Here is a 19,795-nt window from a genome sequence, read left to right on the forward strand (position 1 = left end):
GATGAAAACCACATTGAAAAGTCTCAGCGTAGCGTTGATGCTGACCGGGATGGTGGTCAGCAGCGCGGCTATCGCCGCAGACAAGATTGTGATTGCACACCGTGGGGCCAGTGGCTATTTACCTGAGCATACGCTGCCAGCAAAAGCGATGGCCTATGCACAGGGCGCGGATTATCTGGAGCAGGATCTGGTGATGACCAAGGACGACCATCTGGTCGTTCTGCATGACCATTATCTTGATCGGGTAACCGATGTCGCTGAGCGTTTCCCGGATCGCGCCCGTAAAGATGGGCGTTATTACGCCATCGACTTTACGCTGGATGAGATCAAATCGCTGAAATTTACCGAAGGTTTTGATATCGAAAACGGCAAACAGGTGCAGACGTACCCCGGGCGTTTCCCGATGGGGAAATCTGATTTCCGCGTGCATACTTTCGAAGAAGAGATCGAGTTTGTTCAGGGATTAAATCATTCCACCGGTAAGAACATTGGCATCTATCCGGAAATCAAAGCGCCGTGGTTCCATCATCAGGAAGGGAAGGACATTGCGGCGAAGACGCTGGAAGTGCTGAAAAAGTACGGCTACAGCGATAAGCAGGACAAGGTCTATCTGCAAAGTTTTGATGTGGCGGAACTTAAGCGCATCAAGAATGAGCTGGAACCCAAAATGGGGATGGATCTCAACTTGGTACAGCTGATTGCTTATACCGGCTGGAATGAAACCCAGGAGAAAAAGCCGGACGGCAGTTGGGTGAATTACAACTACGACTGGATGTTTAAACCGGGTGCCATGAAGCAGGTTGCTGAGTACGCGGATGGCATCGGCCCGGACTATCACATGCTGGTGGATGAGAAGTCGAAGAAAGGCAATATCATGTTGACCGGTATGGTGAAGGAGGCGCATCAGAACAAGATGACGGTGCATCCTTATACCGTGCGGGCCGATCAGTTGCCGGACTACGCGACGGACGTGAATCAACTGTATGACATCTTGTATAACAAGGCGGGTGTTGACGGGTTGTTCACCGACTTCCCCGACAAAGCGGTACTGTTTTTAACAGATAAGCACTAACGCTGCCTGAACGGCTACCTTTACCCGGCTTACGAACGATGGTGTTTGTAGGTCGGGTAAGCGCAACGCCACCCCACAAAACTACATTTCTATTTCAATATCACCCTTTGCCCGGCAACAGCAGGGCAATATTTCACCCGGCTGAATAAAGGCCAAAGGCTCTGCAATCCAGTCAACCTGACCCGCCACCAGACGGGTACGACAGGAGCCGCAGTAGCCTTCACGACATTGATACTCGACTTCAACATTGTGCGATTCGAGCGCGGCCAGCAGGGAAGGATGTTCATCCTGGCACAGCAGTTGTGTGCCAGAGATGCGCAACGTCACGCGGCCCATCAGAGCTGGAAGTTACTCAGATCGTCGGTATCGACTTCGGCATCGATCTGCCCGACCAGATAAGAGCTGACTTCCACTTCCTGCGGCGCAACCTGCACGTTATCGGACACCAGCCAGGTGTTGATCCACGGGATTGGGTTCGAACGCGTCTGGAACGGCAAATCAAGCCCAACGGCCTGCATGCGGATATTGGTGATGTACTCGACGTACTGGCACAGAATGTCTTTGTTCAGGCCGATCATCGAACCGTCGCGGAACAGGTAGTCTGCCCACTCTTTTTCCTGCAACGCGGCCTGTACGAACAGGTCGTAGCAATCCTGTTTACACTCTTCGGCAATCTCTGCCATTTCTGGATCGTCTACGCCGCTGCGCAACAGGTTCAGCATATGCTGAGTGCCGGTCAGGTGCAGGGCTTCATCGCGGGCGATCAGACGAATGATTTTTGCGTTGCCTTCCATTAGTTCACGCTCGGCAAAGGCGAAAGAGCAGGCGAAGCTGACATAGAAGCGAATCGCTTCCAGCGCGTTCACGCTCATCAGACACAGATACAGTTTCTTTTTCAGTTCGCGCAGGTTTACGGTCACGGTTTTACCGTTGACGGTATGCGTACCCTCACCCAGCAGGTGCCAGTAGCTGGTCATTTCGATCAGCTCATCGTAGTAGCTGGAGATCCCTTCCGCGCGTTTCTGAATCTGTTCATTGGTGACGATATCGTCAAACACCACTGCAGGATCGTTGACGATGTTACGGATGATGTGGGTGTAAGAGCGTGAGTGAATGGTTTCGGAGAATGCCCACGTTTCCACCCAAGTTTCCAGTTCAGGGATCGAGATCAGCGGCAGTAGTGCCACGTTCGGGCTGCGGCCCTGGATGGAGTCCAGCAGAGTCTGGTATTTCAGGTTACTGATAAAGATGTGTTTTTCATGTTCTGGCAGCGCCTGGAAGTCGATACGATCGCGAGAAACATCGACCTCTTCCGGACGCCAGAAGAAAGAGAGTTGCTTTTCGATCAGTTTTTCGAAGATGTCATATTTTTGCTGATCGTAGCGCGCGACGTTCACCGGCTGGCCGAAGAACATCGGTTCCAGAAGCTGGTCATTTTTCGTCTGTGAAAAAGTGGTGTATGCCATTGATGTGGATCCTGTCTGGAATGTAATGCCGGATGGCGTTTATACCGCCATCCGGCAAAAGATTAAATCTTACATGCGCCGCTTTCGCAGCCATCGTCCTGAATGGACGGCACCAGATCGTCCTGAGAATCTTCCGCACCGTCACGGGTGTTCTGATAATACAGCGTTTTGACACCAAATTTGTAGGCGGTGAGCAGGTCTTTCAGCAGCTGCTGCATCGGCACTTTTCCGGACGGGAAACGTGACGGATCGTAGTTAGTATTTGCTGAAATCGACTGATCGATAAACTTCTGCATCACGCCAACCAGTTGCAGGTAGCCATCGTTATTTGGCATTTCCCACAGCAGCTCGTAGGCATTTTTCAGATGTTCATAATCCGGTACCACCTGACGCAGGATGCCATCTTTCGACGCTTTGATGCTCACGTGACCGCGTGGAGGCTCAATGCCGTTGGTGGCGTTGGAGATCTGCGAAGAGGTCTCGGACGGCATCAGGGCAGACAGCGTGGAGTTACGCAGGCCGTGAGTCTTGATCGATTCACGCAGGGCTTCCCAGTCGTGATGCAGCGGTTCGTTGACGATCGCGTCCAGATCTTTCTTGTAGGTATCGATCGGCAGAATCCCTTTGGCGTAAGTGGTTTCGTTAAACCACGGGCACGCGCCTTGCTCTTTTGCCAGCTCATTCGAGGCTTTCAGCAGGTAATACTGGATGGCCTCAAAGGTTTTGTGGGTCAGGTTATTTGCGCTGCCGTCAGAGTAACGTTTGCCGTTTTTCGCCAGCCAGTAAGCGTAGTTGATTACGCCAATACCCAGCGTACGGCGGCCCATGGCACCGCGTTTAGCAGCCGGGATCGGATAATCCTGGTAATCCAGCAGCGCATCCAGCGCACGCACGGCCAGTACAGCCAGCTCTTCCAGTTCGTCCAGGCTCTCGATAGCACCCAGGTTAAATGCAGAAAGCGTACACAGCGCAATTTCACCGTTTTCGTCGTTAACGTCAGTCAGCGGTTTGGTCGGTAGAGCAATTTCCAGGCACAGGTTGGACTGGCGCACTGGCGCGATAGCCGGATCAAACGGGCTGTGGGTGTTGCAGTGGTCGACGTTCTGAATGTAGATACGGCCGGTAGAGGCACGTTCCTGCATCATCAGCGAGAACAGCTCAACCGCTTTCACGCGCTGTTTACGAATGCTGTCGTCGTTTTCATACTGGGTATACAGACGTTCGAATTCGTCCTGATCGGCGAAGAACGCGTCGTACAGGCCAGGAACGTCGGACGGGCTGAACAGAGTGATGTCGCCGCCTTTTAGCAGGCGGGTGTACATCAGCTTGTTGATCTGCACACCGTAGTCCATATGACGCACGCGGTTGCCTTCAACGCCACGGTTATTTTTCAGTACCAGCAGGCTTTCAACTTCCAGATGCCACATCGGGTAGAACAACGTGGCAGCACCGCCGCGTACGCCGCCCTGAGAGCAGGATTTCACCGCCGTCTGGAAATGCTTATAGAACGGGATGCAACCGGTGTGGAATGCTTCACCGCCGCGAATCGGGCTACCCAGCGCACGAATACGGCCAGCGTTGATGCCGATACCGGCGCGCTGGGAAACGTATTTCACGATGGCGCTGGAGGTCGCGTTGATGGAATCCAGGCTGTCGCCGCACTCGATCAGGACGCAGGAGCTGAACTGACGGGTTGGGGTACGCACGCCGGACATGATCGGCGTTGGCAGCGAAATTTTAAACGTAGAAACGGCGTCGTAGAAACGTTTAACGTATTCCAGACGGGTTGCACGTGGGTAATTTGAGAACAGGCAAGCCGCCACCAGAATATAGAGGAACTGCGCGCTTTCATAAATCTCACCGGTGACGCGGTTTTGTACCAGATATTTGCCTTCTAACTGCTTAACAGCAGCGTAGGAGAAGGTCATATCGCGGTCGTGTTCGATGAACGAGTCCATCTGCTTGAACTCTTCTTCCGTGTAGTCTTCCAGCAGATGATTGTCGTATTTGCCCATTTCAACCATTTTCACCACATGGTCAAACAGTGCTGGCGGTTCAAACTCACCGTAGGCTTTTTTGCGCAGGTGGAAAATCGCCAGGCGGGCAGCCAGGTATTGATAATCCGGCGCGTCGCGGGAGATCAGATCGGCAGCTGCTTTGATAATCGTTTCGTGGATATCGGAAGTCTTGATACCGTCATAAAACTGAATGTGGGAGCGCAGCTCGACCTGAGAAATCGATACGTTATTCAGTCCTTCTGCCGCCCAATCCAGAACTCGGTGGATTTTGTCGAGATTGATGCGCTCTGTACTACCATCACGCTTTGTCACCAGCAGACTCTGATTCATGTGGTTTTTTACCTGTCCGTGAAAGAAAAAATATCCCCTACATTATCCACAATGCCATGTTGTGACTAAGTCTGTGGATAAATACTATATGTAGGGGTTGTTTGATAAGATAGACGCTATATGGTGAGTATTCTAGTAGGGATTCTTTTCAGTACAAGAGTTGATTTTGGCGTTAAATTGAGGTTGCAAAAGGGTAATAATCGCTAAGTGCGCGTCTTATAAGGCCTGGCGAGGATGTCAATAATTGAGAAAAAAAATAGAAAATTTGATCGAGTGCTGATTTCTTCATCGAACTGGAAAAGCGCGCTGCAGAATACAGCGCAAGCTTTATAAGAATATTTTATGGTGTTAGTCGTTTTTTGCTGTTGTGTGTAACATGTAGTTAACATCAACACCTGGCGCCAGCTTAAAATGATTGGTGATAGGGTTGTAATGTAAACCGGTCATGTGACGCTCTTTCAGCACGGTTTGATCGACCCAACCTAAAAGCTCCGCAGGTTTAATGAATTTTTTCACATCATGCGTGCCTTTGGGCACCATGCGCAGAATGTACTCAGCACCGACGACCGCCATCAGCCATGATTTGCCGTTGCGGTTGAGCGTGGAGAAAAACACGTCGCCGCCAGGCTTCACCAGTTGGGCGCAGGCTCTGACCACCGACTGCGGGTCCGGTACGTGTTCCAGCATCTCCATGCAGGTCACGACGTCGTACTGGTGTGCATATTTTTCGGCATGTTCCTCCACGGTTTCCTGCACGTACTCCACCTGAATTCCGCTTTCCAGCGCATGCAGTTTTGCCACCTGTAGCGGTTCAAAGCCCATATCCAGGCCGGTGACCGTTGCGCCTTCGCGCGCCATGCTTTCAGCCAGAATGCCGCCGCCGCAGCCAACATCGAGCACTTTTTTACCAAACAGGCCGCCTGACCGCTCGGTGATATAGCCCAGACGCAGCGGGTTAATGCGGTGCAGAGGCTTAAATTCACCCTCAAGATCCCACCAGCGCGACGCGACTGCTTCAAATTTGGCAATTTCTTCATGGTCAACGTTGTGAGTCACCGGGGGTTTTTCGGCATTCATTGGGGCTTCTACTCCTTAATTAGCAATGCAAGGGAGTATATCAGCCTGACGGGATGAATAAAGCCTCTCTCTGGGGGAATCCATTTACCTGAATCTGCGCGGATGTGTTATAATTTGCGACCTTTGAATCCGGGATACAGTAGAGGGATAGCGGTTAGATGAGCGACCTTGCGAGAGAAATTACACCGGTCAACATTGAGGAAGAGCTGAAGAGCTCCTATCTGGATTATGCGATGTCGGTCATTGTTGGCCGTGCGCTGCCGGATGTCCGAGATGGCCTGAAGCCGGTTCACCGTCGCGTACTTTACGCCATGAACGTATTGGGCAACGACTGGAATAAAGCCTATAAAAAATCTGCCCGTGTCGTTGGTGACGTAATCGGTAAATACCACCCTCATGGTGATACCGCCGTTTACGACACCATTGTTCGTATGGCGCAACCATTCTCCTTGCGTTACATGCTGGTGGATGGTCAGGGTAACTTTGGTTCTGTCGATGGCGACTCCGCCGCAGCGATGCGTTATACGGAAATCCGTATGTCGAAAATCGCCCACGAACTGATGGCTGACCTGGAAAAAGAAACGGTTGATTTCGTCGATAACTACGACGGCACCGAACGCATTCCGGATGTTATGCCAACCAAAATTCCTAACCTGCTGGTGAACGGTTCGTCCGGTATCGCGGTAGGTATGGCGACCAACATTCCGCCGCACAACCTGACGGAAGTGATTAACGGCTGCCTGGCCTACATTGACGATGAAGACATCAGCATTGAAGGGCTGATGGAACACATCCCAGGCCCGGACTTCCCGACCGCTGCGATCATCAACGGTCGTCGTGGTATTGAAGAAGCCTACCGTACCGGCCGTGGCAAAGTGTACATTCGCGCACGCGCGGAAGTCGAAGCTGACGCGAAAACCGGTCGTGAAACCATTATCGTGCACGAAATTCCGTATCAGGTGAACAAAGCGCGCCTGATCGAGAAAATTGCCGAGCTGGTAAAAGAAAAACGCGTTGAAGGCATCAGCGCGCTGCGTGACGAGTCTGACAAAGACGGTATGCGCATCGTGATTGAAGTAAAACGCGACGCGGTCGGGGAAGTGGTTCTCAACAACCTCTATTCCCAGACCCAACTGCAGGTTTCCTTCGGTATTAACATGGTTGCGCTGCACCATGGTCAGCCGAAGATCATGAACCTGAAAGACATTATCGCTGCGTTTGTGCGCCACCGTCGTGAAGTGGTTACCCGCCGTACTATTTTTGAACTGCGTAAAGCCCGCGACCGTGCTCACATTCTCGAAGCACTGGCGATTGCGCTCGCCAACATCGATCCGATCATCGAGTTGATCCGTCGTGCGCCAACGCCGGCTGAAGCGAAAGCAGGACTGGTTGCGCGTTCGTGGGAACTGGGTAACGTTTCTGCGATGCTGGAACGTGCCGGTGATGACGCCGCTCGTCCTGAATGGCTGGAGCCTGAGTTTGGCGTGCGTGACGGTCAGTATTACCTGACGGAACAGCAGGCCCAGGCAATTCTGGATCTGCGTTTGCAGAAACTGACCGGCCTTGAGCATGAAAAACTGCTCGACGAATATAAAGAGCTGCTGGAGCAGATCGCTGAACTGTTGCACATTCTGGGCAGTGCCGATCGTCTGATGGAAGTGATTCGTGAAGAGATGGAGCTGGTTCGCGAGCAGTTCGGTGATGAGCGTCGCACCGAAATCACCGCCAACAGCGCTGACATTAACATCGAAGATCTGATTACCCAGGAAGATGTTGTCGTGACCTTGTCTCATCAGGGCTACGTTAAATATCAGCCGTTAACTGATTACGAAGCACAGCGTCGTGGCGGTAAGGGTAAATCAGCGGCACGTATTAAAGAAGAAGACTTTATCGACCGTCTGCTGGTGGCCAACACCCACGACACGATCCTCTGCTTCTCCAGCCGTGGCCGTCTGTACTGGATGAAGGTGTATCAGCTGCCGGAAGCGAGCCGTGGCGCGCGTGGACGTCCAATCGTCAACCTGCTGCCGCTGGAAGCCAACGAACGTATTACCGCGATTCTGCCGGTACGCGAGTACGAAGAGGGCGTGAACGTCTTTATGGCAACCGCCAGCGGTACGGTGAAGAAAACGGCGCTGACCGAGTTCAGTCGTCCGCGTTCTGCCGGTATTATCGCGGTTAACCTCAATGAAGGCGATGAACTGATTGGCGTGGATCTGACCTCCGGGTCCGACGAAGCGATGCTGTTCTCTGCCGCAGGTAAAGTGGTGCGCTTCAAAGAAGACGCCGTGCGTGCGATGGGTCGTACTGCGACCGGCGTTCGTGGTATCAAGCTTGCTGGTGAAGACAAAGTCGTTTCTCTGATTATTCCTCGTGGCGAAGGTGCAATCCTGACTGTGACGCAAAACGGTTATGGTAAGCGTACTGCGGCAGAAGAGTATCCGACCAAGTCACGTGCGACGCAGGGCGTTATCTCCATCAAAGTTACCGAGCGCAACGGTTCCGTTGTCGGCGCGGTGCAGGTGACCGATAGCGACCAGATCATGATGATCACTGATGCAGGTACGCTGGTGCGTACGCGCGTGTCGGAAATTAGCGTGGTCGGGCGTAACACCCAAGGCGTTATCCTCATCCGCACGGCGGAAGATGAAAACGTGGTGGGTCTGCAACGTGTTGCTGAACCGGTTGATGACGAAGAACTGGATTCCATCGACGGAAGTGCTGCTGAAGGGGACGAGGATATCGCGCCTGAAGCAGAAAGCGATGACGATGCAGCGGATGACGCAGAAGAGTAATTAAGCTGTCATGAGAAGGGGCCGGAGAAATCCGGCCCTTTTTTTTAGTTCATTCGTTCCACTATCATCGCAATCCCCTGACCACCGCCGATACACAGCGTCGCCAGTCCCAGCGTTTTATCCCGCGCCTGTAGCGCATGTAGCAGTGTCACCAGAATACGCGCTCCGCTGGCGCCGATAGGATGGCCTAGCGCAATAGCACCGCCGTTAACGTTCACCTTTTGTGCATCAAACCCCAGCGTTTTTCCTACTGCCAGAAACTGTGCGGCAAAAGCTTCATTGGCCTCGATCACGTCGATATCGGATAGCTGTAGTCCGCTCAGTTGCAGCGCTTTTTGTGTGGCTGGAACAGGCCCCATACCCATCATCGCGGGTGCGACGCCGCCGCTGGCATAGGATTTGATTCGCGCCAGCGGTTTCAGCCCTGCGGCCAAGGCCGCAGATTCCTCCATTATCACCAGAGCCGCAGCACCGTCGTTAATCCCTGAGGCGTTCCCGGCGGTGACGCTTCCTGTTTTGTCGAAGGCCGGACGTAATGCAGCCAGACCTTCTGCCGTGGTGTCAACTTTAGGGAATTCATCACGATCAAAGACGATGGTTTTTTTCCGCGATACCACACTCACAGGGATGATTTCCGCCTGAAACGCACCCGATTCTATTGCTGATACCGCTTTGCGCTGCGACATCAGTGCCAGTTCATCCTGCATCTCCCGGCTAATACCATATTCGCGGGCGACATTTTCAGCGGTGATCCCCATATGGTAGCCGTGCTCGGCGCAGATTAGGCCATCGCGCAGGATAACGTCGGACAACTGCCCGTCGCCAAGGCGATATCCCCAGCGGGCTTTGGCGTCTAACAGGTACGGAGCCTGGCTCATGTTTTCCATGCCACCGGCGACAATCGCCTGAGCCTGTCCGGCCTGAATAGCTTGTGCGGCAAGCGCCACGCTTTTGAGGCCAGAGCCGCAGACTTTATTTATGGTAAAGCCACAAACGGTGTCGGAGAGGCCGCTTTTTAATAGCGCCTGGCGTGCAGGGTTTTGCCCGAGACCTGCTTGCAATACATTACCCATGATCACCTCGTCAACCCGCTGCGGATCAAGGTGGGCGCGCTCAAGCGCAGCTTTAATGACGATTGCACCGAGTTCGACGGCGCCGGTGGTTGCCAGTGCGCCGTTGAAGCTACCGATTGCTGTACGTGCCGCGCTGACGATGACACAATTTTTCATTTTTCTGTTCCTTTATGTAAGTGATTGCCGTCAGAACAAGGTCAATCCGATGACAAAAATGACGCCGGAGAAGAGCAGGGCGGTGATGCAGTAACCCATGATGTCGCGCACCCCCAGCCCGGCGATGGCCAGTGCAGGTAACGCCCAGAACGGTTGCGCCATGTTCATCCACTGCTCGCCGTAGGCGATAGCCATGACGGATTTTCCGAGGTCAGCGCCAAGCGCCTGCGCGGCGGGAATCACGAACGGCCCCTGAATAACCCAGTGACCGCCGCCCGACGGCACGGCAAAGTTAATGAGCGCAGAGCTGAAAAAGGTCATCAGCGGAAAGGTGTCTTTGTTGGCGACGTTGATGAAAAACTCGGTGATGAGTCCTCCGAGACCGGAGTGCTCCATCATCAACTGGATACCGGCGTAGAAGGGAAATTGCACCAGAATTCCAGCGGTGCTGCGCGCTGCGGCGCTGACGGCCCGCATATAGGCCATTGGCGTTTTGTGCAGCAACAGCCCGGCAATCATAAACATCAGATTGACGGTATTGATGGTGATGTTGAATCCTTTCTCGGTGAAATAGATGGCCAGGTAAGCAATACCCAGTGCACCGATGATCAGGGCCAGAATACGACTCTCTTCCAGTTTTTCTGATGGTGGTGCATCAGCGGGTAATTTCTTCTGAAAATCCGCCTCTTCCAGTAACAGTTTCGGATCGATGCTGACCACATCGGAAGGTTTTGGTGTCATCAGGCGGGTAATGAACGGCATGACGACAATCAGCGCCAGGGTGATGAAGATATTGAAACCAGTGAACAGGGTGTCGCCGACTGGAATTAACCCGGCAATATGCTCAACCGGATTGCCCGGCGTTGCCGCCAGTAGGGGCATTGAGCCGGAGAAGCCGCCACCCCAGGTGAGAAAACCAATGTAGGCACAGGCAATCAGTAGCGGGTAATCGGAGCCGGGAACCCGACGGGCGACTTCGCGGGCAAACATCGCCCCGACCACCAGACCAAAACCCCAGTTGATTACGCAGGCGACCGAACCGAAAAAAGTCACCAGCATCACCCCCTGAACCGGGGTTTTGGCGGCGGATGCCGCCGTGCGCAGCAGACTTTTAACGGGGCCTGAACTGGCTAACGCATGACCCGTCACGATAATTAGCGCCATCTGCATGCCAAATGCCAGCAGGTTCCAGAAGCCGTCACCCCAGAATCGCACCATGCTGACCGGTGTTTGCGGCGTTAGCCATAGTGCAATGCCGAAGGTCAGCAGCGTGAGCAGCATGGCGAAAATCAGCGGGTCGGGCAGCCAGCGGCTGACCACGCGAGTCATAAAGCGGGAGATGCGACCGATCATGCGTCACCCCGCTGGATAACCAGATCGGCGGCGACGTCGAACTGCGCTTCTGTTTTTTCACGCAGCGTGGCGATGTCGCATCCTTCAACGATTTCAGTGAGCCACATTTTTCCGTCAATAAAGCGGAATACGGCAAGTTCAGTGACCAGCATGTGCACCGCATGTTGCGCCGTAAGCGGCATGGTGCAGTGACGGAGGATTTTCGCTGAACCGTCTTTCGCGCAATGTTCCATGGCGATAATCACTTTGCGAGCACCGGTCACCAGATCCATCGCACCGCCCATGCCGGGCACCATTTTTCCTGGTACTACCCAGTTGGCGAGGTTAGCCTGCTCATCGACTTGTAATCCTCCGAGAACACAAGCATCGACGTGACCGCCACGAATAAGTGCAAATGACATGGCGCTGTCAAACATGGCCGCACCGGGTAAAATTCCGCACGGCTGTCCACCGGCGTTAACCAGATCAGGATGCGCGGTCGTTACCGGCCCCAACCCAAGAAAGCCGTTTTCAGACTGCAGAGTGATGTGAATATCTGCCGGTAGATAGTTGGCGACCATTGTTGGCAGGCCAATCCCCAGGTTGACAACATCGCCGTCGCGAAGCTCTTGCGCCACGCGGCGCGCAATACGTTGTTTAGCATCCATGATTAGCTCTCCTGTGGAATGACGATATGGTCGATAACGGCGCCGGGGGTGACTATCTGGTCAGGTTGCAGCTCGCCTGTTTCGACCATTTCATCCGGCTCAACCAGCGTGATGTCGGCGGCAAGGGCAATCAGAGGGTTAAAGTTACGGGCGCTGAGTTGATAGGTGAGGTTGCCAAGCATGTCGGCGCGGTGCGCGCGGATAAGCGCGAGGTCTGCACGCAATGGGCGTTCAAGCAGCCAGGTTTTGCCATCAAGCGTCATGGTCTGCTTGCCATCTTCTACGATGGTGCCGACGCCGGTTGGCGTCAGAAAGCCGCCAAGACCCGCGCCGCCGCAGCGGATTTGCTCAATCAGCGTGCCTTGTGGCACCAGTTGAACCTCCATTTCACCGGCAATCATGCGGCGACCGGTTTCAGGGTTGGTGCCAATATGCGAAGCAATCACTTTGCTCACCCGACCATTGACAATCAATGGCCCGATACCGGTATCGACAAAAGCGGTATCGTTGGCAATTAGCGTCAGATCTCTGACACCAGATTCAAGTAAGGCTTCGACCAGACGAGGTGGCGTGCCAACACCCATAAAACCGCCGACCATGATGGTCATGCCGTCACGAAAGAAGCTCGCTGCGTCTTGTAAGGTAATCAGTTTGGTTTTCATTATGTTTCCCTTGTGAATACTCCATTTTGGGTACGCTCAGGGAATTGCAAGCAGAATGCCAGGATGATGACATCCGTACTTTAATATTTAACACATTGAATTTAATTGTTTATTTCTGAGGTTTTTTTGCGGGGAAGGCGCGGTAACTATGCAGAGTTTTGCGCACTGTGCAAAATTCTGCATAGCAAAATTTTGTATCAGGAACCTGACGTGTCGATACCGTATTCCTGTAATTTATACATCAAGGCGCGTCGGCTGATGCCCAACATCAACGCCGTGCGGGTACGGTTCCCGTCCTGTTGGTCGAGTACTTCTATGATGATCCGTTTTTCCTCGCGTTTAATTTCTTCTTTCAGGTTTCGCTCGCCTGTCTGGGTCGGTTTTACTTCTGTAATTGCACTGGCGGGAGAACGGAACTGCACGGGTAGATCTTCAGCGAAAATCACCGCTCCGGTATTCATGACGACCGCGCGTTCGATAACGTTGGATAGTTCACGAATATTGCCCGGCCACGACCAGGCTGCGAGTATTGACATCGCTGTCGGGTCGATCTCGATAATATCGCGCTGATTTTCTGAGCTGAACTTCTGTAAAAAATGGTTAGCTAATAAGGCGATGTCTTCGCGACGCTCGCGCAGGGGAGGCAGCGTCAGATGAATCACGTTCAGCCGATAAAACAAGTCTTCGCGAAAGGTACCTTCTTTCACCATCGTTTGCAGGCAGCGGTTGGTAGCGGCAATAATGCGGATATCGACACGTATCGTTTGGTGTCCGCCGATACGCTCGAACTCTCTTTCCTGCAAAATACGCAGCAGTTTCGCCTGCAGAACCAGCGGCATCTCACCAATTTCGTCGAGCAATAGCGTGCCCTGATGGGCGCGTTCGAACAGCCCCTGCCGTAATGTCTGTGCACCGGTAAATGCCCCTTTCTCATGACCAAACAGTTCACTTTCCAGTAGTGATTCCGGCAGTGCGGCACAGTTGATTTTGATAAACGGCCCGTTGGCTCGACGGCTGTTGTAATGGATGGCGCGAGCAATTAGCTCTTTGCCTGTGCCACTTTCGCCACTAATCAGCACGTTTGCCTGGGAGATCGCAATTTTCGCCGTGTCTTTACAGATATCCATCATCAGCGGGCTGTTGGTCAGGATATGCCCCCACTGCCAGCTGGTGCTTAGCGCTTTATGCAGGTTGCGGATCTCTTGTTTCATCGCCTGAAGTTGTAATGCGCGCTGAATGACGAGGTGTAGTTCATCCAGATCAAAAGGTTTGATGACATAGTCAAACGCACCGCTGCGTAATGCGTCTACCGCCGTTTCGACTTCAGCGTAGGCGGTCATCAGAATGACGGGGATTCGCGGTTGCTGGGCGCGCATGGCTTTCAGCGCGGCGATACCGTCCATCTCGGGCATGCGGATGTCCATCAGCACCACATCCGGCTGCGTGTCGACAAACAGGTCCAGCGCGGCTCTGCCGTCGCTGGCACAGTGGGTTTCATGCCCTTGCAGGGAAAATGCGGTGGCAAGCATACGGCGAACATTTTCTTCGTCATCAACGATGAGAATACGGTAGGTCGTTTTCATTCTGACGGATATCCCTGCGGGTTGATCGGTAAAATAAGCGTGAAGGTTGCGCCGCAGCCAGGCATGCTGGCAACGTGAATATCCCCCTGATGCGCATTGATAATGCGCTGGCTCAGCGCCAGTCCAAGACCTGTACCTGACGCTTTTGTGGTAAAGAATGGATCAAATATTTTCTTCTGTAAGGCGGTATCAATACCGCAGCCATTATCCTCAATCATCACCGCCTGTTGTGATGCAGTGTACTGCCAGGTGCGGATGCGAATTTCCCCTCGCGCACCTATCGCCTGTACTGCATTAATTAAAATATTCAGGATCACCTGCTTGAGGAGTTCGCGATCGGCGACGATTGCCGTCAGGCTGGTATCGAATTCCGTTGTAAAGGCAATGCGCGCCTGAATACCGGAGGTTTGTACGAGGATTAACGTCTCCTCAATTAACGCATTGAGTTGAACATGCTGCCACTGGCTTTGTCGCGGGCGTGAGAAATCCAACAGTTGTTGGATGACTTTATTGATTGAATCGATTTCATTCAGCACTACGGATAAGTATTCCTGATGCTCCGGCAAAGAGGTTTGCTGACGAATGATCTGGACATAGCCGCGAATGGCCGTCAGCGGATTTCTCACCTCATGGGCGACGCCAGCCATCAGTTCGCCGAGAGTGGCGAGCCTTTCCGTTTGCGCCAACCGCCGCTGGGTCTCTTTACGGGCGGTTAAATCTGAGAAGATAACTAGCGCGCCAATCAACTCGCCATGAGCGTTATGGATCCGACTGGTGGTGACGCTTATCTCAATGGTGCGCCCGCGTCCCGGAAAGCTTACCTCTTGGGCGACATGTTCGGTGCCGCTTTCAAGAGTATCCAGTACTGGGCTGGAAAATGGGGTGTTGGCAAACAGCGTTGCATAGGGTTGCCCAACCAGCTCATGCAGCTTATAGCCTGTTATCTGTTCCGCCGCCGGGTTCATCGTGGTGACGTCGCCCTGTCTGTCGATAGCAATAACGCCGTCTGCGGCGTTTTCAATGATCAGATCGTTTAGCGTTTTGGTCTCCCGTAGCGTTTGTGCCAGCGCATTGACGCTGCGGCTGATTTGCCCCAGTTCACCGGGTAGGTCTGGCAGTCGGGCGGGAGTTTTTTGCGCCAGCGTTGAGAGTCCGTCTGTGATGATGTCGATATTGGCGCTGAGTCGGCGTGAAAAAAGAACGATAAGTAACAGACTGCTGATTAACCCTGCTGCCAGCACAGCAATGATCCTGACATCCATTTTCCAGGCTTGCTGGCGAATGTCTTCCGTCAGTTCGTTGGCCCAGATATACCCAATGACTTCACCCTGGCGTTCAATCGGGATCATTGAGTTGAGTATGTCACCGCGAACCTGCCGTCCGGAATAGACGACGGGAGTGTTGCTGCCCATCACCTCGCGTCCGGGGTGATCGTCGGTGATGGTGATGCCAACGTTACTTTGATAAAAAGCAGAGGGTGCGTAGGTGATAATGGCATCCAGCGCTTTGTTATAATACCCCGCGCCTACACCCGGAAATGCGCGCGTAATACTCTCTGTGAGAGGGCTTAGCTCGGCATTAAGTGCTCGAATACGTGCTGCGCGCGGCAGATTCGCATAGTGGCTAAAGCGATCGCCCAGCGCATCGTTAAGCAAATGCACCACCGCCGACAGTTTTTTCTCTTTTTCAGACAAGACTGCTGAACGGCCTTCTGTTTCTACGATATAACCTATGGATATCGTCGGCACAATCACCATCAGAATGGCCATCATGATCATTTGGTTGCGTAAACGTCGCGGGGTTAAACGACGAGTCAGCCATTTCAGGTCATTCATTCTGACATCCGTGTGGTGTTTTTTAGGCAAACGATGATTATCAGGGGTTGGGATAACGGTTTCTCAGCGGTGTATCATATTCCCGTAAAGAGAGGGCATTGCGACGCCGGACATTTACCGCTACCTTAACCACACTCTATTGATACCCTGAGGCGGAGCTTCGCCCCTTTGAAATACCTTGCTTCCGTTCATACAACCCTAAAAGTTTCCCGCTACCTGTTTCGTGCGCTGGCGCTGCTGGTCTGGTTTCTGATTGCTTTTGCTTCTGTGTTCTACATCGTGAATGCGCTGCATCAGAGAGAATCTGAGATCCGCCAGGAGTTTACTCTTAGCTCCGATCAGGCTCAGCGCTACATTCAGCGCACGTCTGACGTGATCAAAGAGCTGAAATACATCGCGGAAAACCGCTTAACGGCGGAAAACGGCGTGATGTCGCTGCGGGCGCGGGATGACAAAACCGTGGTGCCCAATTTTGAGCCGCTGTTTGCCGATTCCGACTGTGCAGTGATGGGCAACGCCTGGCGTGGCTCGCTGGAGTCACTGGCGTGGTTTATGCGTTACTGGCGCGACAATTTCTCTGCCGCCTATGATTTAAACCGTGTATTTCTGATCGGTAGCGATAACCTGTGTATGGCAAACTTCGGCCTGCGTGACATGCCGGTTGAACGTGACGGGGCGCTGAAAGCGCTACATGAGCGTATCATTAAATACCGTAACGCGCCGCAGGAAGAAAACGGCAATAATCTGTTCTGGATTAGCCAAGGGCCGCGTCCGGGTGTGGGCTATTTCTACGCGCTGACGCCGGTGTATCTGGCGAATCGCCTGCAGGCGCTGCTCGGCGTTGAGCAACCTATTCGGATGGAAAACTTCTTCACGCCGGGCAATCTGCCGATAGGTGTGACAATTCTCGATGAAAATGGCCATGCGCTGATTTCGCTGACTGGCCCCGAAGGGACGATTACCGCCGACCCGCGCTGGATGCAGGAGCGTTCCTGGTTTGGCTACACGCCTGGTTTCCGTGAGCTGGTGCTGAAGAAAAGTCTGCCGCCATCTTCACTCAGTATTGTGTATTCCGTTCCGGTCGATCTGGTGCTGGAACGTATTCGCATGTTGATCCTGAACGCCATCCTGCTGAATGTGCTGGTGGGCGCGGCGCTGTTTATGCTGACGCGTATGTATGAGCGGCGTATTTTTATCCCTGCGGAAAGCGATGCCCAGCGTCTGGAAGAACATGAACAGTTTAACCGTAAAATTGTCGCCTCTGCGCCGGTGGGGATATGTATTCTGCGTACCATCGACGGTATTAATATTCTGAGTAACGAACTGGCGCATACTTATCTGAATATGCTGACTCATGAGGACAGACAGCGACTGACGCAAATTATCTGCGGCCAGCAGGTTAACTTTGTCGATGTGTTAACCAGTAACAATACCAATCTGCAAATCAGCTTTGTGCATTCACGCTATCGCAATGAAAACGTAGCGATTTGCGTACTGGTTGATGTGAGCGCGCGCGTCAAAATGGAAGAGTCGTTGCAGGAGATGGCGCAGGCGGCGGAACAGGCAAGTCAGTCGAAATCAATGTTCCTCGCCACGGTCAGCCATGAGCTGCGTACGCCGCTGTACGGCATTATTGGCAACCTTGATCTGCTGCAAACCAAAGAGTTACCGAGTGGTGTCGATCGGCTGGTCACGGCGATGAACAACTCATCCAGCCTGCTGCTGAAAATCATTAGCGATATTCTCGACTTCTCAAAAATCGAATCTGAACAACTGAAGATTGAGCCGCGTGAGTTTTCACCGCGCGAGGTGATGAATCACATTACGGCCAACTACCTTCCGCTAGTGGTGCGTAAGCAGCTGGGATTGTACTGTTTTATTGAGCCGGATGTGCCGGTGGCGTTGAATGGCGATCCGATGCGCCTGCAGCAGGTGATCTCTAACCTGTTGAGCAATGCGATTAAGTTCACCGATACCGGCTGCATTGTGCTGCATGTGCAGTGTCACGGCGACTATCTCAGCATTCGCGTGCGCGATACCGGCGTGGGTATTCCGGCCAAAGAAGTCGTGCGTCTGTTTGATCCTTTCTTCCAGGTGGGGACTGGAGTTCAGCGTAATTTCCAGGGGACCGGACTGGGGCTGGCGATTTGTGAAAAACTGATCAGCATGATGGACGGTGATATATCCGTCGATTCTGAACCGGGAATGGGCAGTCAGTTTACACTGCGCATTCCACTTTATGGTGCGCAGTATCCGCTGAAAAAAGGTGTCGAAGGGCTGACCGAGATCCGCTGTTGGCTGGCGGTACGAAATGCCTCGCTGTATCGCTTTATTGAAACCAGTCTGATGCGTGCCGGGATGACGGTATTGCGCTATGAAGGTCAGCAACCCGATGCCGATGATGTACTGATTGCCGATGATGTGCTGGAACAGGCGTGGCAAGGACGTGCTGCGGTAATTTTCTGCCGTCGCCATATTGGGATCCCGCTGGAAAGGGCGCCAGGGGAGTGGGTGCACAGCGTGGCGTCACCGCACGAATTGCCCGCGCTGCTGGCGCATATTTACAGTGTTGAGCTGGACAGTGAAGCGCTCTCCAGCACGCTGCCTGCGCCGGATAAAATCGGCAGTACTCACGATGACATGATGATTCTGGTAGTCGACGATCATCCAATCAACCGCCGCTTGTTGGCCGATCAGTTGGGATCGCTGGGATATCAGTGTAAAACCGCCAACGATGGTGTGGACGCCCTCAATGTGCTAAGCAAAAACCATATCGACATCGTGTTGAGCGACGTCAACATGCCGAATATGGACGGTTATCGCCTGACGCAGCGTATTCGCCAATTGGGGCTCACGCTGCCGGTTGTCGGCGTCACAGCGAACGCGCTGGCAGAAGAGAAGCAGCGTTGTCTGGAGTCAGGGATGGATAGTTGCTTATCCAAGCCGGTGACGTTAGATGTGCTGAAGCAGACGCTGACGGTCTATGCGGAAAGAGTGAGAAAAACGCGGGGATAAAAAAAGCCTGATGAGCGTAATGCCATCAGGCCGTTTGACGTTACAAAGAATTAATCTTTATCGGACGGGCTAAGCGTCACGGACGAGAGATAATTCAGCAGGGCAATATCGTTTTCTACGCCCAGTTTCATCATTGCGGACTTTTTCTGGCTACTGATGGTTTTAATACTGCGGTTGAGCTTTTTGGCGATCTCAGTGACCAGGAAACCTTCCGCGAACAGGCGCAGAACTTCGCTTTCTTTCGGTGACAGACGTTTGTCTCCGTAGCCGCTGGCGCTGATTTTCTCCAGCAGGCGAGAGACGCTTTCCGGGGTAAATTTCTTGCCTTTTTGCAGTGCGGCCAGTGCTTTCGGCAGGTCTGTCGGCGCGCCTTGTTTCAGTACAATCCCTTCAATGTCGAGATCCAACACCGCGCTGAGGATCGCCGGGTTGTTGTTCATGGTCAGAACGATGATCGACAGGCTCGGGAAATGGCGTTTGATGTACTTAATTAACGTGATCCCGTCACCGTATTTATCTCCCGGCATAGAGAGATCGGTTATCAACACATGAGCGTCTAATTTAGGCAAATTGTTGATCAGTGCAGTGGAGTCTTCAAATTCGCCGACAACATTCACCCATTCGATTTGCTCAAGTGATTTACGAATACCGAACAGTACAATCGGATGGTCATCGGCAATAATTACGTTCATAGTGTTCATGTATTGGGCTAC

Annotated in this window: 14 protein-coding genes; 3 read left to right on the plus strand and 11 right to left on the minus strand. The window is 53.0% G+C overall.

The window, feature by feature from the left end:
* Window position 1: 1 nt before the first annotated feature.
* Window positions 2-1,072, plus strand: coding sequence for a glycerophosphodiester phosphodiesterase (gene glpQ / locus E4Z61_RS01525; protein WP_135321219.1), 1,071 nt, complete (start codon window positions 2-4; stop codon window positions 1,070-1,072).
* 81 nt (window positions 1,073-1,153) lie between these two features.
* Here glpQ and yfaE read toward each other — a convergent pair whose 3' ends face one another.
* The 4 genes from yfaE to ubiG form a co-directional block, all read right to left on the minus strand.
* The gene (yfaE, locus tag E4Z61_RS01530; protein WP_135321220.1) at window positions 1,154-1,408 is read right to left on the minus strand and encodes a ferredoxin-like diferric-tyrosyl radical cofactor maintenance protein YfaE; all 255 of its coding nucleotides are present in this window, start codon (window positions 1,406-1,408) and stop codon (window positions 1,154-1,156) included.
* Window positions 1,408-2,538, minus strand: a complete 1,131-nt coding sequence (gene nrdB, locus E4Z61_RS01535; protein ID WP_135321221.1) for a class Ia ribonucleoside-diphosphate reductase subunit beta — start codon at window positions 2,536-2,538, stop codon at window positions 1,408-1,410. The genes yfaE and nrdB overlap by 1 nt, the downstream gene beginning before the upstream one ends.
* A gap of 62 nt (window positions 2,539-2,600) precedes the next feature.
* Entirely contained in the window at window positions 2,601-4,886 is a 2,286-nt protein-coding gene (nrdA, locus tag E4Z61_RS01540) for a class 1a ribonucleoside-diphosphate reductase subunit alpha (protein WP_135321222.1), read from the minus strand.
* A gap of 348 nt (window positions 4,887-5,234) precedes the next feature.
* On the minus strand, window positions 5,235-5,963 hold the full coding sequence (gene ubiG / locus E4Z61_RS01545) for a bifunctional 2-polyprenyl-6-hydroxyphenol methylase/3-demethylubiquinol 3-O-methyltransferase UbiG (protein ID WP_135321223.1): 729 nt from the start codon (window positions 5,961-5,963) through the stop codon (window positions 5,235-5,237).
* Between the two features lie 158 nt (window positions 5,964-6,121).
* Here ubiG and gyrA point away from each other — a divergent pair, with 158 nt between their 5' ends.
* Entirely contained in the window at window positions 6,122-8,758 is a 2,637-nt protein-coding gene (gene gyrA, locus E4Z61_RS01550; protein ID WP_135321224.1) for a DNA topoisomerase (ATP-hydrolyzing) subunit A, read from the plus strand.
* 44 nt (window positions 8,759-8,802) lie between these two features.
* On the opposite strand, the gene E4Z61_RS01555 is transcribed toward gyrA, so the two are convergent.
* The 6 genes from E4Z61_RS01555 to atoS all read right to left on the minus strand — a co-directional run bounded on the left by E4Z61_RS01555 (window position 8,803) and on the right by atoS (window position 16,067).
* Window positions 8,803-9,987, minus strand: coding sequence for an acetyl-CoA C-acetyltransferase (locus E4Z61_RS01555; protein ID WP_135321225.1), 1,185 nt, complete (start codon window positions 9,985-9,987; stop codon window positions 8,803-8,805).
* Window positions 9,988-10,017: 30 nt separating this feature from the next.
* Window positions 10,018-11,340 (minus strand): TIGR00366 family protein, encoded by a 1,323-nt coding sequence (locus E4Z61_RS01560; protein WP_135321226.1) that lies wholly within the window; start codon window positions 11,338-11,340, stop codon window positions 10,018-10,020.
* On the minus strand, window positions 11,337-11,987 hold the full coding sequence (locus E4Z61_RS01565; protein WP_135321227.1) for a 3-oxoacid CoA-transferase subunit B: 651 nt from the start codon (window positions 11,985-11,987) through the stop codon (window positions 11,337-11,339). Before E4Z61_RS01565 ends, E4Z61_RS01560 begins: the two co-directional genes overlap by 4 nt.
* A 2-nt stretch (window positions 11,988-11,989) precedes the next feature.
* Complete coding sequence (atoD, locus tag E4Z61_RS01570) at window positions 11,990-12,649, minus strand: acetate CoA-transferase subunit alpha (protein ID WP_135321228.1); 660 nt, start codon at window positions 12,647-12,649, stop codon at window positions 11,990-11,992.
* 197 nt (window positions 12,650-12,846) lie between these two features.
* Window positions 12,847-14,232, minus strand: a complete 1,386-nt coding sequence (atoC, locus tag E4Z61_RS01575; protein WP_135321229.1) for an acetoacetate metabolism transcriptional regulator AtoC — start codon at window positions 14,230-14,232, stop codon at window positions 12,847-12,849.
* Window positions 14,229-16,067: a two-component system sensor histidine kinase AtoS gene (gene atoS, locus E4Z61_RS01580; protein WP_135321230.1), complete on the minus strand. Its 1,839-nt coding sequence runs from the start codon at window positions 16,065-16,067 to the stop codon at window positions 14,229-14,231. The genes atoC and atoS overlap by 4 nt, the downstream gene beginning before the upstream one ends.
* Window positions 16,068-16,235: 168 nt before the next feature.
* Between atoS and rcsC the strand changes: the two genes are divergently transcribed.
* Window positions 16,236-19,082 carry a two-component system sensor histidine kinase RcsC gene (gene rcsC, locus E4Z61_RS01585; RefSeq protein WP_135321231.1) on the plus strand — a complete coding sequence of 949 codons (2,847 nt, stop codon included), beginning with the start codon at window positions 16,236-16,238 and terminating at the stop codon, window positions 19,080-19,082.
* A gap of 50 nt (window positions 19,083-19,132) precedes the next feature.
* Here rcsC and rcsB read toward each other — a convergent pair whose 3' ends face one another.
* Window positions 19,133-19,783 carry a response regulator transcription factor RcsB gene (gene rcsB, locus E4Z61_RS01590; protein WP_045445418.1) on the minus strand — a complete coding sequence of 217 codons (651 nt, stop codon included), beginning with the start codon at window positions 19,781-19,783 and terminating at the stop codon, window positions 19,133-19,135.
* Window positions 19,784-19,795: the final 12 nt, after the last annotated feature.

This window comes from Citrobacter tructae (genome assembly GCF_004684345.1).
Taxonomy (GTDB): Bacteria; Pseudomonadota; Gammaproteobacteria; order Enterobacterales; family Enterobacteriaceae; genus Citrobacter; species Citrobacter tructae.

Bases quoted from the DNA above. Each gene is read 5' to 3' on its own strand.
- atoD (WP_135321228.1), bottom strand. From the start codon at position 12,649: ATGAAAACCAAACTGATTACCTTACAAGACGCAGCGAGCTTCTTTCGT.
- atoS (WP_135321230.1), bottom strand. From the start codon at position 16,067: ATGAATGACCTGAAATGGCTGACTCGTCGTTTAACCCCGCGACGTTTA.
- ubiG (WP_135321223.1), bottom strand. From the start codon at position 5,963: ATGAATGCCGAAAAACCCCCGGTGACTCACAACGTTGACCATGAAGAA.
- yfaE (WP_135321220.1), bottom strand. From the start codon at position 1,408: ATGGGCCGCGTGACGTTGCGCATCTCTGGCACACAACTGCTGTGCCAG.
- E4Z61_RS01560 (WP_135321226.1), bottom strand. From the start codon at position 11,340: ATGATCGGTCGCATCTCCCGCTTTATGACTCGCGTGGTCAGCCGCTGG.
- atoC (WP_135321229.1), bottom strand. From the start codon at position 14,232: ATGAAAACGACCTACCGTATTCTCATCGTTGATGACGAAGAAAATGTT.
- gyrA (WP_135321224.1), top strand. From the start codon at position 6,122: ATGAGCGACCTTGCGAGAGAAATTACACCGGTCAACATTGAGGAAGAG.
- nrdA (WP_135321222.1), bottom strand. From the start codon at position 4,886: ATGAATCAGAGTCTGCTGGTGACAAAGCGTGATGGTAGTACAGAGCGC.
- glpQ (WP_135321219.1), top strand. From the start codon at position 2: ATGAAAACCACATTGAAAAGTCTCAGCGTAGCGTTGATGCTGACCGGG.
- rcsB (WP_045445418.1), bottom strand. From the start codon at position 19,783: ATGAACACTATGAACGTAATTATTGCCGATGACCATCCGATTGTACTG.
- nrdB (WP_135321221.1), bottom strand. From the start codon at position 2,538: ATGGCATACACCACTTTTTCACAGACGAAAAATGACCAGCTTCTGGAA.
- E4Z61_RS01555 (WP_135321225.1), bottom strand. From the start codon at position 9,987: ATGAAAAATTGTGTCATCGTCAGCGCGGCACGTACAGCAATCGGTAGC.
- E4Z61_RS01565 (WP_135321227.1), bottom strand. From the start codon at position 11,987: ATGGATGCTAAACAACGTATTGCGCGCCGCGTGGCGCAAGAGCTTCGC.